Genomic DNA, 17319 nt, shown 5'->3' on the forward strand with positions numbered 1-17319 from the left:
GCCTATAGGTATGAAAGCGGGGGCATTATGGCAAATACCGTCCCTCAATACAGTGGCGATCCAAAGGTGGGAGGTGTTCGGTCTAGCGCTGCTTCATGCGGTCGATGATGACCGCCAGCAACAGGATCGAACCACGAATCACGTACTGGTAGAAGGTGTCGATATTCTTCAGGTTCATCGCGTTCTCGATGATCGCCAGGATCAGCACCCCGGCAATCACATGGCGGATCATGCCGATGCCGCCGCTCAACGACACCCCGCCCAGCACGCAGGCGGAAATCACCGTCAGCTCGAACCCTTGGCCGATCATCGGCTGGCCCGAGGTCATGCGCGAAGCAAGGATCACCCCGGCCAAGGCGCCGATCAGACCGTGCACGGCAAAGATGATGATCTTGGTGCGATCAACGTTCACCCCGGCGAGCAACGCGGCCTCCTGGTTGCCGCCGATGGCCATGGTGTTGCGCCCATAGGTGGTGTAGTTCAACAGCCAGCCAAAAAACACAAAGCACAGCACGGTGATGATGATCGGCACCGGCACGCCCAGCAGTTGGCCGTTGCCGAACACAAAGAAATCCTCGTTCATCACCCCCACCGCCTTGCCGTTGGAGAAGATGTAGGCCAGGCCGCGCACGATCTGCATGGTCGCCAACGTCGCGATCAACGCATTGATACGCAGCTTGGCGATGACAATGCCGTTGATCAGCCCCACCACCAGGCCCATGGCCAATGCAGCGGACACACCGAGCGCCACGCTGTCGGTGTCGCGAATCACGATCCCCGCCACCACCCCGGCGCAGGCAATCACCGAGCCCACCGACAGGTCGAAGTGCCCCGACGCCAGGCAGAACAGCATGGTGCAGGCGGCAATGCCCACGGTGGAAATCGCCAGGCCCAGGCCACGCATGTTCAGCGGCGAGAGGAAGTTGTCGATAAACAGCGCGCTGAGTACAAAGATGCCCAATGCCGCCAACAGCATCACCCAGTCATCGAGAAACTTGCGCTGGTTGAAACCCGGCCAGAAGCCCTTTGCAGTTTTTACCTGAGACATGCCTACACCCTCTTATTCTTCAAGCCCGCGAACGCGGGAGTGCCAGTTGCAGCAGGCGTGCTTCATCCGCTTGATCGCGGCTCAGTTCGCCGGTCAGCGCGCCTTCGCTCATCACCAGGATGCGATCGGAGATGCCCATCACTTCCATCAGGTCGCTGGACACCACAATGACTGCAATACCCTTGGCCGCGAGGTTATGAATGATCTGGTAGATCTCCGACTTGGCGCCGATGTCGATGCCGCGCGTCGGTTCGTCGAGCAGCAGCACCTTCATCGGCATCGACAGCCAGCGGCCGAGAATGGCTTTCTGCTGGTTGCCGCCGGACAGGTACATGATCTTTTGCGCGGCGGTCGGGGTTTTGACCTTCATTGCCTTGATCTGCTGGTCGGCATTGCCCTTTTCCCAACCGTCGCGCAGCAACCAGCCAAACGAAGAGTGGGCGCCACGGGCGCTGATATTGATGTTCTCGGCGACGCTGGACAGCGGAATGATGCCTTCCTTCTTGCGGTCTTCCGGGCACAGCAGCACACCGGCGGCGATGGCGTCGCGGGGTGAGCGCAGTTGCAGGGCCTCCCCGCATAACTCAAGGCTGCCGGCGCTGGCGCGCTCCAAGCCGCTGAGCAAACGGAACAGCTCCGTGCGCCCTGCCCCGACCAAGCCGAACAGGCCGAGAATCTCGCCCTTGCGCACCTCAAAACTGACCGGCTCACGCAAACCCGGGCCCAACAAACCGTCGACCTTGAGCGCCACCTCGCCGTGCTCGCGCGGGCGGTAGTCGTAGATGTCCTGGATGTCGCGACCGACCATGCAGGTCACCAACTGGTCGTGGGTCAGCGCGCTCATGTCATCGAAGGTGCGCACGTAGCGGCCGTCCTTGAACACCGTCACCGCGTTGCAGATGCGGAACACTTCTTCCATGCGGTGCGAGACGTAGAGCACCACTTTGCCCTCGTCCCGCAGGCGCGCGATGATCGCCATCAAGCGGTCGATCTCCCGCGCCGACAGGCTGCTGGTCGGTTCGTCGAAGGCGATCACATGGGCGCCACGGGACAGCGCCTTGGCGATTTCCACCAGTTGGCGCTGGCCCAGGGACAGGCGCCCGAGTTTTTCCTCGGGGTCGATTTCATCCGCCAGGCCCTTGAGACAGGCCAGGGCCTGCTTGCGCAGCAGGCCCCGGTTGACCACGCCGAAGCGCGAGGGCAAATGCCCGAGGAACAGGTTTTCGGCGACGGTCATTTCCGGCACCAGGTGCAGCTCCTGGTGAATCACCGCGACGCCGCTGGCGATGCTGTCGGCGGCGCATTTGAACGCCATGGTCTGCGCGCCGATCTGCACCGTGCCGCTGCTGGGAATATAAGCGCCGCCGAGGATCTTCAGCAGCGTCGACTTGCCCGCACCGTTCTCGCCCATCAGGGCGTGCACCTGCCCCGGGTGGGCGGTGAAACTGATGCCGTCCAGCGCCTTGACCCCGGGAAAGGTCTTGCCGATAGCGTCGAAACGCAGGGCCGCCGCCGTCATTTCCACAGCCCGATCTTGGTCAGTTCTTCCTGGAAGTTGGCGCGGGTGATCAGGGTCACTTCATCCATGGCCGTGTATTTAGGCGGCTCGGTGCCCTTGGTGACCCACTCGTACATCATCAGCGCAGTGTTGTAGCCCTCGATGTGCGGGCTTGGCAGCATGGAGCCGAAGAAGCCGCTGTTGGCCTTCTTCAATTCGCCGATGGCGTCGGTGCCATTGATGCCGATACCGATCACATTGGCCGCAGCGAAACCGGCGCTTTCAGTAGCGCGCACGCCGCCGAGCACGGTGTTGTCGTTCATGCCGCCGATGATCAGGTTTTTCGCACCGCTAGGCAGCTTGACCAGGGCCGAGTTGGTGGCGTCCATACTGCCGGGAACGTCGAGGGTTTTCAGTGCGGCGGTGAGGATGTGGTCTTTAGGGATGCCGGCTTCTTCGAGGGATTTGATCGAGCCATCGGTGCGTTTCTTGCCGGTGTCGAGTTCATTGAAGGTGTTGATCACCGCGTAGGTGTCCTTCCAGTCCCAACCGCGTTTTTTTGCTTCGGCGGCCATGGCCGCGCCCTGTTTCTGGCCCACTTCAAACGCTGCCATCCCCAGGTACGGCACGTCCTCCATGAAGTTGCCCTTGGCGTCGACAAAACGGTCATCCACGGCAATCACTTTCAAGCCGTTGGCCTTGGCCTTGGCGACGATGGCCGGGCCCAGGGACACGTCCGGCGGGCAGATCACAAAGCCCTTGGCGCCGTTGGCGGCCAGGCTGTCGATGGCCGAGAGGGTTTTCTCGCCATCGGGCACGGCGATCTTGATCACGGTAAAGCCATGTTCCTTGCCGGCTTTTTCGGCAAAGGCCCATTCGGTCTGGAACCACGGTTCCTCGGCCTGCTTGACCAGGAAACCGATCTTCACTTCCTCGGCAAATGCGAAAGTACTGAGGCCGCTGAGCACGGCGGCAGCTGCCAGTACGCGTATTGCTTTTTTCATGAACGGCACCTCTTGTTGTTATTGGGAGTGGCAAGTTCTAGTCGTGGTACATCACCGACCGCCCGCCATCGATCATCAGGCAGGTGGCATTGATAAAGGGCGCCTCGTCGGTGGCCAGGAACAGCGCCGTCATCGCCACCTCGACGGGCTGGCCGATGCGCTTGGGCGGGTGCAGGTCGAACGCGCGCTGGCGCTCGGCGTGGGGGTCGGGGAAACCGTTCCAGTAATCGACGTTGAGCTGGGTCTCGATATAACCCGGGGCGATGGCATTCACGCGGATGCCCTTGGGCGCGTATTCGATACCCAGGGCGCGGGTGAGCCCGAGCAGGCCATGCTTGGCCACGGGATAAGGGAAACAGCCGGGAATGATGTGGCTGGAATGGGTGGAGGCGATATTGATGATGTTGCCGATGCCCTGCTCGAGCATGTGCGGCAACACCGTGCGGCAGCCGTACCAGGCGCCGTCGAGGTCGATGGCGAAGCAACGGCGCCAGTCTTCGTCGCTCATCTCCAGCGGGTCGCGGAACACGTTGACCCCGGCGCAGTTGACCAGCACATCCACCCGGCCGAAGCGCTCAATGGCCACATTGACCAACGCCAGCCATTGCGCTTTGCAGGTGATATCGACGGGTTGGGCGTAGATCTCGGCGCCGCGTTCGCGCCAGTGGGCGGCGACTTTCTCGACCTTGTCGCCCTGTATATCCGCGATCACCAGGCGCGCCTGCTGGGCCTGGAAACACGCGACGATCGCCTCACCAATGCCCTGGGCGGCGCCGGTGATGATCACCACCTTGTTCTTCAGGCGCTCGCCGTAGGTTGGCTCGGGCACGGCGGGTAATGACAACGGTTGGGCCTGCATCGCGTCACCTGTTTTATTTTTGGCAGTGAGTGCTGATGCAGACGACTATAAACCCATCATTTGAAATATCTCAATATATAAATTTGCATCCCATATAGTGAGCAAAATCAAAAAATAATGTGGGAGCAAGCCGCCTCCCACATTTGATCTACAGTGCTTTCAAAACGGTGGCTTCAGCCGAGGGCGAAGTCCCGCAGCGCATCACCTTCCATGCGATAACGCACCCACTCCTCCTGCGGCTGGGCACCGATGGATTTGTAAAAGGCAATCGCCGGCTCGTTCCAGTCCAGCACGCTCCACTCGAAGCGCGCGCAACCGTTATCAAAGGCAATCTTCGCCAAATGACGCAACAGCTTCTTGCCCGCCCCGCCGCCACGCTGTTCCGGGTTGATGTACAGGTCTTCCAGGTACAGGCAGTTGCTGCCCAGCCACGTGGAATAGCTGAAAAAGAACACCGCAAACCCAATCGGCAAACCATCCCGCGAGCAGATCAGGCCATGGGCCGTGGCGCCCTCGCTGAACAGGCTGCGCTGGATGTCCACCACGCTGGCGATCACTTCATGCCGGGCTTTCTCGTACTCGGCGAGTTCGGTGATGAAAGTCAGGATCTGCGCAGCATCGCTGGGCACGGCGGGGCGAATCTCGATGGTCATGGGCGAGCCTTGGCAATTTCAAAGCACACATACTAAGGCGCTTTGATGACTGATTGCAGTGCAATTTATGGGGAACCCGGCAGCCGACACACAAAATCTTACAGGTGCCACGGCACCGTTCGTCGCCACCCAGGCACGATCATCAAGGCACAACTGACCAATAGAGGGTAAGGACATCAATCATATGGAGACACCCTCATGAAGCATTCCAAGTTTGCCGCCCTCGCATTTGCCGGCCTGTTGTCTTCGGTTTCGCTGAGTGGTTTCGCTGCCACGTCGTCCACCGGTCCTACCAACCCGGACGCCACCACGGAATCGCAGAAATCCATGGGCACCGGCCTGGACACCAACGGCGGCGCGGTCATCGATAACACCAATGGTGCCGACCCGCATACCCAGGGCCACGATACCCAACGCCAGGCTCCCGCTGCCGTCGGCAACGGCAAAATGGGTCCTTCGGTGAATGAGCCGAAGATCAATAAAGGCGATGACTCGAACCTGCCGGGCGCGCCGAAACAGCCTGCGCCTTAACGCTTCACACACAATCGCAACACCCGATCATTCCCCAATGAAGAGGTACGCATGAACGTCGATAAAGACCTTGAAAAAGAAGTCCTCACCCGCCTGCTGCACGCTCATCCCCAGGGGCTGGGCAAGGAGGTGCTGGATAACTACCGCGGAGAGAAAGTGGTCGCCAGTGCGTTGGCATTTCTGCAGGACCGCGGGTTGATCAAGGATGGGCATGTGACCACCGACGACGCCGGTGAATACTCGCTGAATCTGCCGATCAAGTTGACGGCGTCAGGTGTGGATGAAGCGCGCAAGCTCGAAGGTGAAACGCGCCAGTAGCCCTCATGCAAAACCCAATGTGGGAGGGAGTAAACCTTCCTCTCACATGCTTGGGCCTATCTTCAGTCCGTAAGTAATGCGTCGACTTCGGCGGTGCCCGGGGAAGTTGCCGGCCCCCAACGCGTCACCGCCAGGGCCGCCGCTGCATTCGCCCGCCGCGCCGCCTCAGCAGGTTTCAAACCATCCGCCAAACCCGCAATAAACACCCCCGCATGCGCATCCCCCGCGCCATTGCTGTCGACCGCCTGTACCTTGAAGCCGGGCACATGCTCGATCTGACCCGCACGCCCCACCCAGCAGCCATTCGGTCCGTCACGCACCACCAATAGCGTCTCGGCGCGCAGGTGCTGGCTGAGCGCCGGCAACGCGGCAGCGATGTCCGCCGCGCCGGTAAACGCCAAGGCTTCAGGACCATTGCTGGTCCAGATATCGATACGTGGCAACAGCGCACCCATCAAGGCCGAATCCGGCGCTTTGACCAGCGGCCCCGGATCGAACACCACCACGACTTCCCGGGGCAGTGCCAGCAGCCAGTCGATCAGCGCCTGGGCCTTGCCTTCCAGGAGCAGGCTGTAGCCACTGACATAGACGTAGTCGTCGACACGCGCTGCGACGGTGGTCAAATCCTCCTGGCTGAGTTCACCCTCGACGCCGATATGGGAAATGAACGTGCGCTCGGTGGTGGCTTCGGTCAAGGACACACACAAGCCAGTGTCCTTTGCGCTGCTGGCTGCCAGGGCCATTTCAATGCCCTCGGCCTGCATCGCCGCGCGGGCCAGGTCGCCGAAGCGACCAGTGCCGTGACGGCCCAGATAGACCACCGGCAAGCCATTGCGCCGCGCCGCCGCCATCACATTGAAGCCCCCGCCGGCTTCGAAGCGGGCGGACTTGGCCAGCACGTCGCCGCCGGTCGCGGGCAAGGTGTCGAGGGCCATGACCAGGTCGACGATGACCTGGCCGGTGTGCAGCAATCTAGACATTAGCACTCTCTACCAACGCCGGACGACGGTCAGTCGCGCCGCCCAGTACCGCATAAATCCCACCGGCAACCAGGAAAGTGACGATCCAGCCCAGGCCATTGTGGCCCAGCCAGGAGTCGGACAACGGCCCGGCGAACCAGATGTTCTCGGCAGTGGTGCCGATGGTGGTGAAGCTGAAACCCAGCACGATGGCCACGGCCCAGGCGCCGAAGGCGCGCCATTCCACACCGCCGCGATACCAGTAGGCGCTGCTCGGGCTCACGTCCAGCAGGTCCTTGGGGCTGTAGTAGTGACGATGGATCAGGTCGACCACGAAGATCCCCACCCACGCGGTGATCGGCACCGCCAGCAACGAGATGAAGGTGATGAACGGGCCGTAGAAACTGTCGGCGATCAGCATGAAGTAGATGGAGCCGGCGAAGATCGCCACGATGTCGACGATCACCGCATGCACGCGCTTGACCTTCAGGCCAAGGGTCAAGGTGGTCAGGCCGGCCGAATACACCGACAGGTTGTTCGACAGCAGCAGCCCGCCAAACGCAGTGATCAGGTACGGCACCGCCATCCAGGTGGGCAGCATGTCGCGGATCGCGATGATCGGGTCAGTGGCCGCGGCCAGGTCGTTGTTGCCGACCGACAGCAGGCCGCCGAGGGTAATCAGCAACACCAGCGGAATGCCCGCACCAAACGCCGCCGACGCCACCAGGCGCACGGCGGTGACGCTGCGGTGCTGGTAGCGCGACATATCGGCACCGGCGTTGGCCCAGCCGATACCGGTACCGGCGGCCATGGTACCGACGCCGATGATCATCGCGCTCAGGGGAGCCGGGGTGGTGTGGAACACCGCGCTCCAGTCGATGGTGGCGCAGAGGAAACCGCCCACCAGGATATTCAACGCGCCGAACACGTAGGTGGCCCACTTCTGGATCACCAGCAAGGTGGCGTGGCCGAGGCCCGAAACGGCCAAGGTCAGCAACACGAAAATGCCGATGAAGATCAGGGTGAGGACCGGTGCGCTTTTCGCTTCCACCGCAGAGCCGAACAGAATCGAACACAACGACAGCAACACGAAGGCCGCCGTGGTGGTGTTGACGGTTTCCCAGCCCAGGCGCGACATCAACGACACCAGCGTCGGGCCGATATTGCCGCGCACGCCGAAGATGGCGCGGGACAAGGTCAGGCTGGGGGCACGGCCGCGACGGCCGGCGATGGAGATGATGCCCACCACGGCGAACGAGCCCGCGGCGCCGAGGATCGCGACGATGATCGCCTGCCAGATGGCCAGGCCGCGAAACGCCACGAGGGTGGCGCCGAGGGGCAGGCCGAGGATGCTGATATTGGCGGCGAACCACACCCAGAACAGTTGCAGTGGATGGCCGTTGCACTCGCCCTCAGGGACCGGTTCGATACCGCGGGTTTCCAATTGCCCGGCGCTTTGGCCGGAAGAAGTGCTGCTCATGAGTGGTGCTCCTGGTGCCTGTATTGTTGTGGTTGTGGCGGATACGCGGTCTTCCTGACTCAACGCAATGCGAGCAAGCCTTGAACCAGCGGCTGCAGATCGAGGCCGTTGACCTGCTTGACCTGTTCGATCATCGATTCGGGCCAGCACTGCAGGCCGAGGCAGGCACCGAGCATCGCGCCGAGCATCGCGGCAATCGTGTCGGTATCGCCGCCCAGGCTGGCAGCCAGGCACAGGGCTTCGAACGCGTTCATGGCCCCCACCGCCACTTGCTGGGCGAGGGCAAACGACACCACCACCGACTCCTGGGAGGCGACGGAGGTGCCGATCAATTCATACAGCAGGTCGGCGAACAGGGCTGTGTCGCCGCTGCCGACGCTCAGGGTGCGCGCCCAACTGATACGGGTGGAGATGCGCCCGCCGGCAATCCAATGGCCATGGCCTTCCGCCTGTTGAGCCACCTGGGTGCCGATATTCAAGGCCTCACCCAAGTCCACACCGTTGATGCCTGCGGACACCACCGCCGCCACTGCCGCGGCGCTGGAGATGCCCAGGGTGGTGTTGTGGGTGACCTGGCAGGCCTGGATCACCGCCTGGATAAATCGCGCCGGGTCGCTGACATCGGCGGCGATCCCCACGGGCGTGATGCGCATGGCGGCGCCATTGGTGGTGCCGTAGCGCCCGGATTCTTCCGGGGTATGGCCGTTGAGGATCATGTCGATTGCACGCTTGGTCGACGGGCCGAGCAGATCCTGGGAACCTTTGGCGCGCATCACCGCTTCCCAATCGATCAGGCGCCGGGCGAGCACGGCGGGGTCGATCTTGCCTTGGCCCTCGACCAGCAGTTCACCCACCAGGATCGCTTGCTCGGTGTCATCGGTGATGGAGCCCGCCGGCATATTGGGCGCGATGGGTTGGTCGGCGTCGGCATCTTCCAGGCCGGTAATGGCACCGAAGCGCTGTTGCACTTGCTCACGGCTCAGGGATTGGGTGGGCATGCCCAGCGCATCGCCCAACGCCAGGCCGTAGAAAGCGCCGAGGGCGCGGGTATTGGGGGTCATTTCGAAGATCCAAACTGCAGGTGCAGGCGAAAGTGCAGAGGGTCGAGCAGGCTTTCGACGTACTCCATGAAGCGCTCGCGGCGATCGTAGGTGGTGCGGGAGGCCTTGAGGAACACCGTCCCCACCGGGCGGCCAAGCAGCTCGGCGTCTTCATCACTGAGGGGCTCGGCGCCGATCCACTGGTCACCTTCGGCACCGACGTAACCGTAGGCTGCCAGGGTGATGGTCAGGGAATTGTCGATCAGCCCAACGCGCGGCAGGCTTTCCAGGCCACCGGACGCGGGCATCAGCGAGCGCTCAAGGGAAACGGCCGTGCCATCAGTCGTGCGGCGACGGCGGTCGAGGGCGATAAATTGGTCGGTGCCGAAGCGACTGAACAGATCGGCGCGCGTCACCGCTTCCAGGCGCAGGATATCGGTGGTCACCAGGGCCCCGGTGTCCGCCAGGGCCTGGGCCCAACCGCTGGTTTGATCCAGCGCCATGCCATCAAATGTGACGATGGAGCCCACGCCGCTCTGGGTCGCGATGTAATTGCGCCTTTTGAGTTCGGCGAGGGCTTCACGCAGCGTGCCCCGGCTGACCGCAAACTCTTCAGCCAGTTGATGCTCGCCCGGCAACAGGAAACCGTCGGCCATCACCCCTCCCTCGATACGGCGGATGAGCTCGTCGACGACGCGTTTTTTCTTATCAAATCGGACATGTCTAATCATGTACAAATTGATAACCGAAAGCGGCCATTTGCAGCAAGGGAATTATTTCAGGGAGATGAAAAAACCGGCCTCACGGCTCCAGGCCAATACGGAAAAACTCGCCGCCGCTCCATACACCAAGCCAGTTCTGACCATTGATCGGGCGGCTCACTGCCAACTCCACCAATTGGTAGAACACATTGCGATGCACCAGGGCTTCGAGGTTGGTACGCACCCGCAGATAGGGGGACGGTTCCTGGGTGACGGGGTCGATCACCACCCGCAGTGGATGCTCGATATCGGCTGCAACCTGTTCGTCGACGTTGGTGGTGAAGCGCAGCACCTGGCTTTCGCCCTGCCCTTCGACGTCGAGGGTAACCGCGACAAAGGGCGCATCATCGACGGTGATACCGACTTTTTCCACCGGGGTGATCAGGAAGTAATCATCGCCATCGCGGCGGATGATAGTAGAGAACAATTTGACCATCGGCTTACGCCCGATCGGCGTGCCCTGGTAGAACCAGGTGCCGTCACGGGCGATGCGCATGTCGATGTTGCCGCAGAAATCCGGGTTCCACAGATGCACCGGCGCCGGTCCCTTGCCCTTGGGCAACTGAGCCAACAGATCGTTGGCCTTGGCGGAATCGGTCATGGTGTTCTCCTTGGTGTTACTGATCGCCCATTCCCAGCAGGCCTCGGGCGTACTGCGCCAAGGGGCGGGCAATCAGGTCTTCTGGCTTGTTGTCGTGGAACGTCAGTAAACCGCCACGACTGCGAATACGTGCAGTATCAATCAAATACTGGGTGCTGGTCTCGATCAACATGATCTGGATTACCCCGTTGTCCAGGCCAAGCCGGTCCAGCGCCTCTTGATCAGCCCATTCGTCGGCGTTGCCGATACGGTCATCGGCCTTGGCGAAGCGGCAGTACAGCAGATAATGGGCACCCGCCGCACGGGCTTCGGCCATCGCCTGCTCCAGGCCTTCCGGCTGACGAGCACGACGCACCATGGGGAAGTACTCGACGAAACCGTTGAAGGCTTCCTCCGCCACCACATTCGGCCGCGGGTAGGCGCTGCCGGGGGGTACGAACGCACCCTGGGCGATAAAGACAAAGGAATCCGGCTGTATGCGCACCGAGGCAGTCCGACGAGTGTCGCTGTGGTCCAGCAACCCGGCGTCGCTCATCTGATAACGGGTGCCTTCGGCCATATCGCTGACGGTCATGCAACCACTCAGCGTCAACGACGCCAGCAACAAAACCAGACTACGCATCCTAATCCTCCAGAAGCCGGTGACGGAAAACCGGCGAATGGGCACGAGATGCAGAATCCGCGCCATTTGGAAACAACGCAGAACTAAATGTGGGACGGGGCTTGCGCCCTCCCACATTGGCTGATGTTTAATCTTGGGAAAGCATTATCCGCCAATTATCTTCATGACCGTCGCACCGCCGGAGAAGGCCACTTCCTGCTTGTCGCCCAAGGCCTTCATCAGCAGGCCTTGCAGGGCCGGCAACGCCTGGTGGCGAGGCTTGTCCAACAGATCGCCGACATAGTGACGGTTGCTCGACGACAGGCAGCCATGCAGCCAGCCGGTCGACGACAACCGCAGCCGTGAACAGGTACGGCAGAACGGCACGCTTTCGTTGGCGATCACGCCGAAGAAGCCTTTGCCCGGCACCTCGTAGCGTACCGCCGTGGCGTCCACGGGAGCGTTGGCTTGCAGGTATTCATGGTGTTCGCCGATCAGGCCGAGCAGTTGTTGCAGGCTGACGAACTGCTGCAGGAAGGCATTGGAGTCCTTGGCCAGGTGGCCCATGCGCATCAACTCGATAAAACGCAGCTCGTAGCCACGCTCCAGGCAGTAATCGAGCAGCGGCATCACCTGGTCGAGGTTCTGGCCGCGCAACGGCACCATGTTGACCTTGATCTTGATCCCGGCGGCACGCGCCTGGTCCATGCCATCGAGCACGGTCGCCAGGTCGCCGCCACGGGCGATGCTGCGAAAGGCATCGGCATCCAGGGTGTCGAGGGAAACATTGATGCGCCGAATCCCCGCATCCACCAGCAGCGGCAGTTTGCGCGCCAGCAACTGGCCGTTGGTGGTCAGGCTGATGTCGCTGAGGCCCATGCCGCCCACCGCGCCCATGAAGGCTTCCAGCTTGGGGCTGACCAGCGGTTCGCCGCCGGTGATACGCAAGCGGTCGATGCCCGCCGCCTCGATCAGGTAGGCCACGCCACGGGCCATGGCCTCGGCCGAGAGTTCGTCCTGGGCAGCCACCAGCCGCTTGCCGTTCGGCACGCAGTAGGTACACGCGTAGTTGCAGGCTGAGGTCAGGCTGATCCGCAAATTGCGAAAACGCCTGCCTTGACGATCAACGATCATGGATCACTCCGGCAGAGGATGATTCGGGCGCGCTAAAAGCCGACTGATAAATCAGCTTTTAGCAAGATCCTTGCCTGAGTATATTCCTGGGTTACTGCGCCTGGCAGCAAATCATTACGTGGCCGGGGTTTCGACGGGGGCCGCTTCAACCAGTGCCGGCTCACTGCTGTGCTTGCGCTTGTTACCCATGCGCACACCGATATCCATCAGGAACTGGAAGAAACCTTCCTGGTCTTCCAGCACATTGCTCCAGAACGGTGAGTGGTACAGCGCCACGGCGCCGTGCACCAAGGCCCAGGCGGCGCAGTAGTGGAAGTACGGCGGTACGTCTTCAAGCTTGCCTTCGCTGATGCGGCCCTTGATCAGCAGGGTCAGGCGCTCGAAGTTCGAGGCGCGAATCTTGTGCAACTCCTCGACCATCTCCGGCACTTGATGGCCCTTGACCACCTTCTCTTCCAGGCGGTCGAACAGGCGGTAGCGCTGCGGGTCACGCATGCGGAACTCGAAGTAGGCGCGGGACAGCGCTTCCTTGTCCTTGTCGACATCGGCCGAATGCAGCAGCTCGTTCAAGTCGCGCTCGTAGTCGAGCATCAGGCGCAGGTAGATCTCGGCCTTGGACTTGAAGTGCTTGTAGATCGTGCCTTTGCCGATACCCACGGCATCCGCGATCATCTCGACGGTGACGCTGTCTTCGCCTTGTTCGAGGAACAACTTGAGTGCGGTATCGAGAATTTCCTGCTCACGGCGGCGAAACTCACGGACCTTACGGGGTTCTTTGTGCATGAGGAAGAGGTCTGCAAAGGTCGGAATAGGGAGGGCTGCGCAGGGCCACGAATACATGGCGATACGATTTACCCAGTGCGAGGGATTATCCCGACTGAACGGTCGTTGGGCAACGTCTATGTGAACCCGTCCTGCACTTTACTTTCAAGGCGCCAACGTTTTCATGCCTACCAGTCAGAAATAATACGCAACAACTGCACCCGTGCACTGCCCAATGAGAACTCAAGCGAAGCGCATGTATTCCAAATCTGTTTAAAAAACGATCAGTCGCGACTGGACTGAATCAGATACTGATCAATACTTGAACTGTCGGCGTGACATCTCCCCCAAGTGAAGCGCCGACCTGGGTACCGACGGACTGTGTGCCCTTGTTTTACTCCTAATGGTCTTAACCCGGATTCACCCCCCAGAACCCGGGTTTTTTTTGCCTGCGATTCAGTCGTGTCATGCAGCAACGTGGGCCAGCGGGAACAGGCGCTTGAAGTTCTCGGTGGTCTGCTCGGCAAAGCGCTCATAGGACTCACCGCGCAGCATCGCCAGGTAATCCGCCACATCCCGTACATATTCAGGCAGGTTCGGTTTGCCACGATGGGGAATCGGCGCCAGGTACGGCGAGTCGGTTTCCACCAGCAGGCGGTCGGCTGGCACCTGGCGCGCCACGTCGCGCAGGGCATCGGCATTGCGGAAAGTGACAATGCCCGACAGGGAAATATAGAACCCCAGGTCGAGTGCGGCCCTGGCCATGTCCCAATCCTCGGTAAAGCAATGCAACACGCCGGCCTGGGGCAACGCGGCTTCGCGCAACAGGGCCAGGGTGTCGGCACGGGCGCCACGGGTGTGGACGATCACCGGCTTGCCGGTTTGCCCGGCGGCCTGTAAATGCAGGCGAAACGAGGCCTGCTGCAACTCGGCGGCTTCCGGCTCGTAATGGTAGTCCAGGCCGGTTTCGCCAATGGCCACCACCCGCGGGTGATTGAGTTCGCCCAGCAGCCAGTCGAGGGCCGGGGCTTCGCCAGGCTTGAGGTCCAGCGGGTGGATACCCACCGAGCAATCCACATCGGCATAACGCTCGGCCAGGGCTTTGACGTCGGCAGCATTGTCGGCGCTGACGCCAATGCACAGGAAATGCCCTACCCCACGCTGGCGTGCAGCGTCGAGGGCAGCATCCAGGGAGCCGCCGTGTTGGGCGAGGTCAAGGCGATCAAGGTGGCAATGGGAATCTACAAGCATAGGAAATTACGACTTAGGTCACGGAAAGTGTCTGGCCAACGATACATCCGTCGGCCACGGAAATTAACGCCGGCCGAGCAAGCCGACCCACTGCACCAGCAGCGCTTCAAGCAACAGCACGCGGTTGAGGTTGGCCTTGCCGAGCACCTTCTGGCGCTGGGCGAGGATCCAGTCCTGGATAACCAGCACCTTGTCCTGGGCACTCTTCTGCGCGAGGTATTGCACCACCTTGCGCATGTCGGGCAGGCCCAGGCCGTTTTCGTCCTGGGTCAACTGGTAGCGCAGGATCAGGCTCGACCAATCACAGAACCAGTCGAACAGCAGCAGCAAGGGAATGTCCTTCCAGGCGCTTTCAGCCAACTGGGTGGCGGACAGCTCTTGCTTGAGCAGTTTTTTCACCCCATCCACAACCAGGGCGCGTTGCTCACGCACACCTTGGGCTTGCAGCTTGACGGCCGCCAGCGGGGAACCGGCCGCCAGGGTCAGCAACTCGATCCGCTCCTCTGCGGAGCAATCCGGCAGCGCCTTCGCCAGCCATTGCAGGCTCATGGCTTCACTGGGCAACGGGCAGGCCTGCTGTACGCACCGGCTGCGAATGGTCGGCAACAAGCGGCTGGACTGGTGGCTCACCAGCAACAGCACCGTGTCGCCGGAGGGTTCTTCCAGGCTCTTGAGCAAGGCGTTGGCGGCGTTGACGTTCATGGCCTCCACCGGCTCGATCAACACCACCTTGCGCCCACCCATCTGCGCGGTCTGCACCACGAAACTGACGAGGTCACGCACCTGGTCGACCTTGATCGCCTTGTCGGCTTCCTCGGGTTCGAGCAGGTAGTTGTCCGGGTGGCTGCCGGCCTTGAGCAACAGGCAGGATTTGCACGCGCCGCAGGCTTCAAGGTTGACCGGGCGCTGGCACAGCAGGCTGGCCATGAGTCGCTCAGCCAGATCGCGCTTACCAATCCCGGCCGGCCCATGCAGCAAATAGGCGTGGGCGTGCTGGGCACGGCCGGCCAACTGCTGCCAGAGACTGTCCTGCCACGGGTAGGCTTCAGCCACGGGCGCGCTCCAACAGCTTGGGTAACAGGGCGTCGATGGCCTGCTGCACCTGCGTCAACGGCTGGGCCGCGTCCAGCAGGTGGTAGCGCGCCGGTTCAGCCTGGGCGCGCTTGAGAAACGCGCTGCGCACAGCATCGAAAAACCCCTGGCCTTCCAGTTCGAAACGGTCGAGACGCCCACGGGCGCTGGCGCGGGCCATGCCCACTGCCACCGGCAGGTCGAACAACAGAGTCAGGTCGGGACGTAGATCACCCTGCACAAAGGTTTCCAAGGTGGCGATACGCGCCAGGGACAAACCCCGGCCACCGCCCTGGTAGGCATACGTGGAATCGGTAAAACGGTCGCAGATCACCACGGCACCGCGGGCCAGGGCCGGACGAATCACCTCGGCCAGGTGCTGGGCACGGGCAGCGAACACCAGCAGCAGCTCGGTGTCCGGGTTCATCTGTTCTTCGCCTGGGGCCAGCAACACGTCACGGATGCGCTCGGCCAGGGGTGTACCGCCGGGCTCACGGGTCAACACCACCTCGACACCTTCAGCGCGCAAGCGGCCGGCCAGGTAATCGCGGTTGGTGCTTTTGCCGGCGCCTTCCGGGCCTTCCAGGGTAATAAACAAGCCAGTCACAGGCAGTCCTTAGTCAGAGTCATTGCGGGCTTTGCGGCGCGGCGGCATCCGGCGCGGGCTCGCCGGGAGCATCAGCAGGCGGCGCCAGGTCTTCCGGCGGTTTTACCAGCGGTGCCGGGCTTGAGCGGTAATCGGCACGGCGCTTGAGCTGGAACTCACGCACAGCAGCATTATGCGCACCCAGGTCATCGGAGAAAATATGGCTGCCGTCGCCACGGGCGACGAAATACAGGCTGCTGCCCGGCACCGGGTTCAACGCGGCATGGATCGCCTCGCGGCCGACCATGGCGATGGGTGTCGGCGGCAGGCCGGCCACCATGTAGGTGTTATAAGGGTTGGCTTCCTTGAGGTGCGCACGGGTCAACTTGCCGTTGTAGCGCTCGCCCAGGCCGTAGATCACGGTGGGGTCGGTCTGCAGCAGCATGCCGATCTTCAGGCGGCGTACGAACACACCGGCAATCTGCCCGCGCTCTTCCGGCACACCGGTCTCTTTCTCCACCAGGGAGGCCATGATCAAGGCTTGATAGGGATCGGTATAGGGCACGTCGGCAGCACGCTTGCTCCACTCCTGGGCGAGGACATCATCCAGGCGGTTATAGGCTTTCTTCAGGAACTCGACATCGGTCATGCCGCGCACGAAGCGGTAGGTATCCGGGAAGAACCGACCTTCGGGGAACACGCCAGGATGGCCGAGCTTGTCCATCACTTCGCTGTCACTCAGGCCCGCCAGGGTCTGCACGATCTTTTCATGCTTGGCCAGGGCCGAACGCACCTGGCGGAAATTCCAGCCCTCCACCAGCGTCAGGCTGTATTGCACCACCTCGCCGTGCTGCCACAGGCCGATCAGGCCTTCGGCGGTCATGCCCGGGGTCATGCGGTATTCACCGCTGTGCAGCGGTTGGCCGTCCAGGTTGAAACGCCAATACAGGCGCAACCAGAACGCGCCGTCGAGCACGCCATCCGCCTCCAGACGATTGAAGGTACCAGTGGGGGTGGCCCCTGCCGGCACATCGAGCAATTGCTCCTGGGTCAGATTCAACGGCTGCTTCAAGGCAGCGTCATATTTCCACGCGGAAAACCCCAACAGCAAAGCCGCCGAGAACAGACCGATCAGCAGCAGTACAACCAGTTTTCGTATCAA

The 17319-nt window shown here is 61.8% G+C and carries 19 protein-coding genes; 2 read left to right on the forward strand and 17 right to left on the reverse strand.

From position 1 onward, the window contains the following. Positions 1-82: 82 nt before the first annotated feature. From araH to J1N02_RS06230, 5 genes are all read right to left on the reverse strand, one after another. The gene (araH, locus tag J1N02_RS06210; RefSeq protein ID WP_065924819.1) at positions 83-1048 is read right to left on the reverse strand and encodes an L-arabinose ABC transporter permease AraH; all 966 of its coding nucleotides are present in this window, start codon (positions 1046-1048) and stop codon (positions 83-85) included. Positions 1049-1067: 19 nt separating this feature from the next. After that, positions 1068-2567 carry an L-arabinose ABC transporter ATP-binding protein AraG gene (araG, locus tag J1N02_RS06215; protein WP_421147233.1) on the reverse strand — a complete coding sequence of 500 codons (1500 nt, stop codon included), beginning with the start codon at positions 2565-2567 and terminating at the stop codon, positions 1068-1070. Beyond that, entirely contained in the window at positions 2564-3550 is a 987-nt protein-coding gene (locus tag J1N02_RS06220; RefSeq protein WP_065926341.1) for a substrate-binding domain-containing protein, read from the reverse strand. The genes araG and J1N02_RS06220 overlap by 4 nt, the downstream gene beginning before the upstream one ends. A 37-nt stretch (positions 3551-3587) precedes the next feature. Further along, on the reverse strand, positions 3588-4409 hold the full coding sequence (locus tag J1N02_RS06225; RefSeq protein WP_146477395.1) for an SDR family oxidoreductase: 822 nt from the start codon (positions 4407-4409) through the stop codon (positions 3588-3590). 173 nt (positions 4410-4582) lie between these two features. Then, positions 4583-5062, reverse strand: a complete 480-nt coding sequence (locus J1N02_RS06230) for a GNAT family N-acetyltransferase (RefSeq protein ID WP_027607824.1) — start codon at positions 5060-5062, stop codon at positions 4583-4585. 198 nt (positions 5063-5260) lie between these two features. Here J1N02_RS06230 and J1N02_RS06235 point away from each other — a divergent pair, with 198 nt between their 5' ends. Both J1N02_RS06235 and J1N02_RS06240 read left to right on the forward strand, forming a co-directional pair. After that, positions 5261-5593 (forward strand): hypothetical protein, encoded by a 333-nt coding sequence (locus tag J1N02_RS06235; RefSeq protein WP_027607823.1) that lies wholly within the window; start codon positions 5261-5263, stop codon positions 5591-5593. A 51-nt stretch (positions 5594-5644) separates the two neighbouring features. Next, positions 5645-5911 (forward strand): hypothetical protein, encoded by a 267-nt coding sequence (locus J1N02_RS06240; RefSeq protein ID WP_027607822.1) that lies wholly within the window; start codon positions 5645-5647, stop codon positions 5909-5911. 62 nt (positions 5912-5973) lie between these two features. Here the strand turns inward: J1N02_RS06240 and J1N02_RS06245 are convergent, their stop codons facing one another. The 12 genes from J1N02_RS06245 to mltG all read right to left on the reverse strand — a co-directional run bounded on the left by J1N02_RS06245 (position 5974) and on the right by mltG (position 17319). Next, complete coding sequence (locus J1N02_RS06245; protein WP_027607821.1) at positions 5974-6891, reverse strand: PfkB family carbohydrate kinase; 918 nt, start codon at positions 6889-6891, stop codon at positions 5974-5976. Next, entirely contained in the window at positions 6884-8350 is a 1467-nt protein-coding gene (locus J1N02_RS06250) for a purine-cytosine permease family protein (RefSeq protein WP_027607820.1), read from the reverse strand. Before J1N02_RS06250 ends, J1N02_RS06245 begins: the two co-directional genes overlap by 8 nt. 59 nt (positions 8351-8409) lie before the next feature. Then, entirely contained in the window at positions 8410-9411 is a 1002-nt protein-coding gene (locus J1N02_RS06255) for an ADP-ribosylglycohydrolase family protein (protein ID WP_146477392.1), read from the reverse strand. Next, a complete protein-coding gene (locus J1N02_RS06260; RefSeq protein WP_051429403.1) occupies positions 9408-10121 on the reverse strand; it encodes a GntR family transcriptional regulator in 714 nt (237 codons plus the stop codon). The genes J1N02_RS06255 and J1N02_RS06260 overlap by 4 nt, the downstream gene beginning before the upstream one ends. A gap of 70 nt (positions 10122-10191) precedes the next feature. Then, positions 10192-10752 (reverse strand): DUF1285 domain-containing protein, encoded by a 561-nt coding sequence (locus J1N02_RS06265; protein WP_065939054.1) that lies wholly within the window; start codon positions 10750-10752, stop codon positions 10192-10194. A 16-nt stretch (positions 10753-10768) separates the two neighbouring features. Beyond that, positions 10769-11374: a DUF4823 domain-containing protein gene (locus J1N02_RS06270; RefSeq protein WP_027607816.1), complete on the reverse strand. Its 606-nt coding sequence runs from the start codon at positions 11372-11374 to the stop codon at positions 10769-10771. A 144-nt stretch (positions 11375-11518) separates the two neighbouring features. Next, on the reverse strand, positions 11519-12487 hold the full coding sequence (locus J1N02_RS06275; protein WP_027607815.1) for a GTP 3',8-cyclase MoaA: 969 nt from the start codon (positions 12485-12487) through the stop codon (positions 11519-11521). Between the two features lie 114 nt (positions 12488-12601). Beyond that, positions 12602-13270: a TetR/AcrR family transcriptional regulator gene (locus J1N02_RS06280; protein WP_027607814.1), complete on the reverse strand. Its 669-nt coding sequence runs from the start codon at positions 13268-13270 to the stop codon at positions 12602-12604. Between the two features lie 444 nt (positions 13271-13714). Continuing rightward, positions 13715-14500: a TatD family hydrolase gene (locus J1N02_RS06285; RefSeq protein WP_065939055.1), complete on the reverse strand. Its 786-nt coding sequence runs from the start codon at positions 14498-14500 to the stop codon at positions 13715-13717. Positions 14501-14563: 63 nt separating this feature from the next. Further along, positions 14564-15553 (reverse strand): DNA polymerase III subunit delta', encoded by a 990-nt coding sequence (locus J1N02_RS06290; RefSeq protein WP_421147225.1) that lies wholly within the window; start codon positions 15551-15553, stop codon positions 14564-14566. Then, positions 15546-16178: a dTMP kinase gene (gene tmk, locus J1N02_RS06295; protein ID WP_027607811.1), complete on the reverse strand. Its 633-nt coding sequence runs from the start codon at positions 16176-16178 to the stop codon at positions 15546-15548. Before tmk ends, J1N02_RS06290 begins: the two co-directional genes overlap by 8 nt. A 19-nt stretch (positions 16179-16197) precedes the next feature. Next, positions 16198-17319, reverse strand: a complete 1122-nt coding sequence (gene mltG / locus J1N02_RS06300; RefSeq protein ID WP_092359484.1) for an endolytic transglycosylase MltG — start codon at positions 17317-17319, stop codon at positions 16198-16200.

Origin of the sequence: Pseudomonas sp. NFX5, assembly GCF_049132125.1 — a bacterium.
GTDB classification, from domain to species: Bacteria; Pseudomonadota; Gammaproteobacteria; order Pseudomonadales; family Pseudomonadaceae; genus Aquipseudomonas; species Aquipseudomonas marginalis.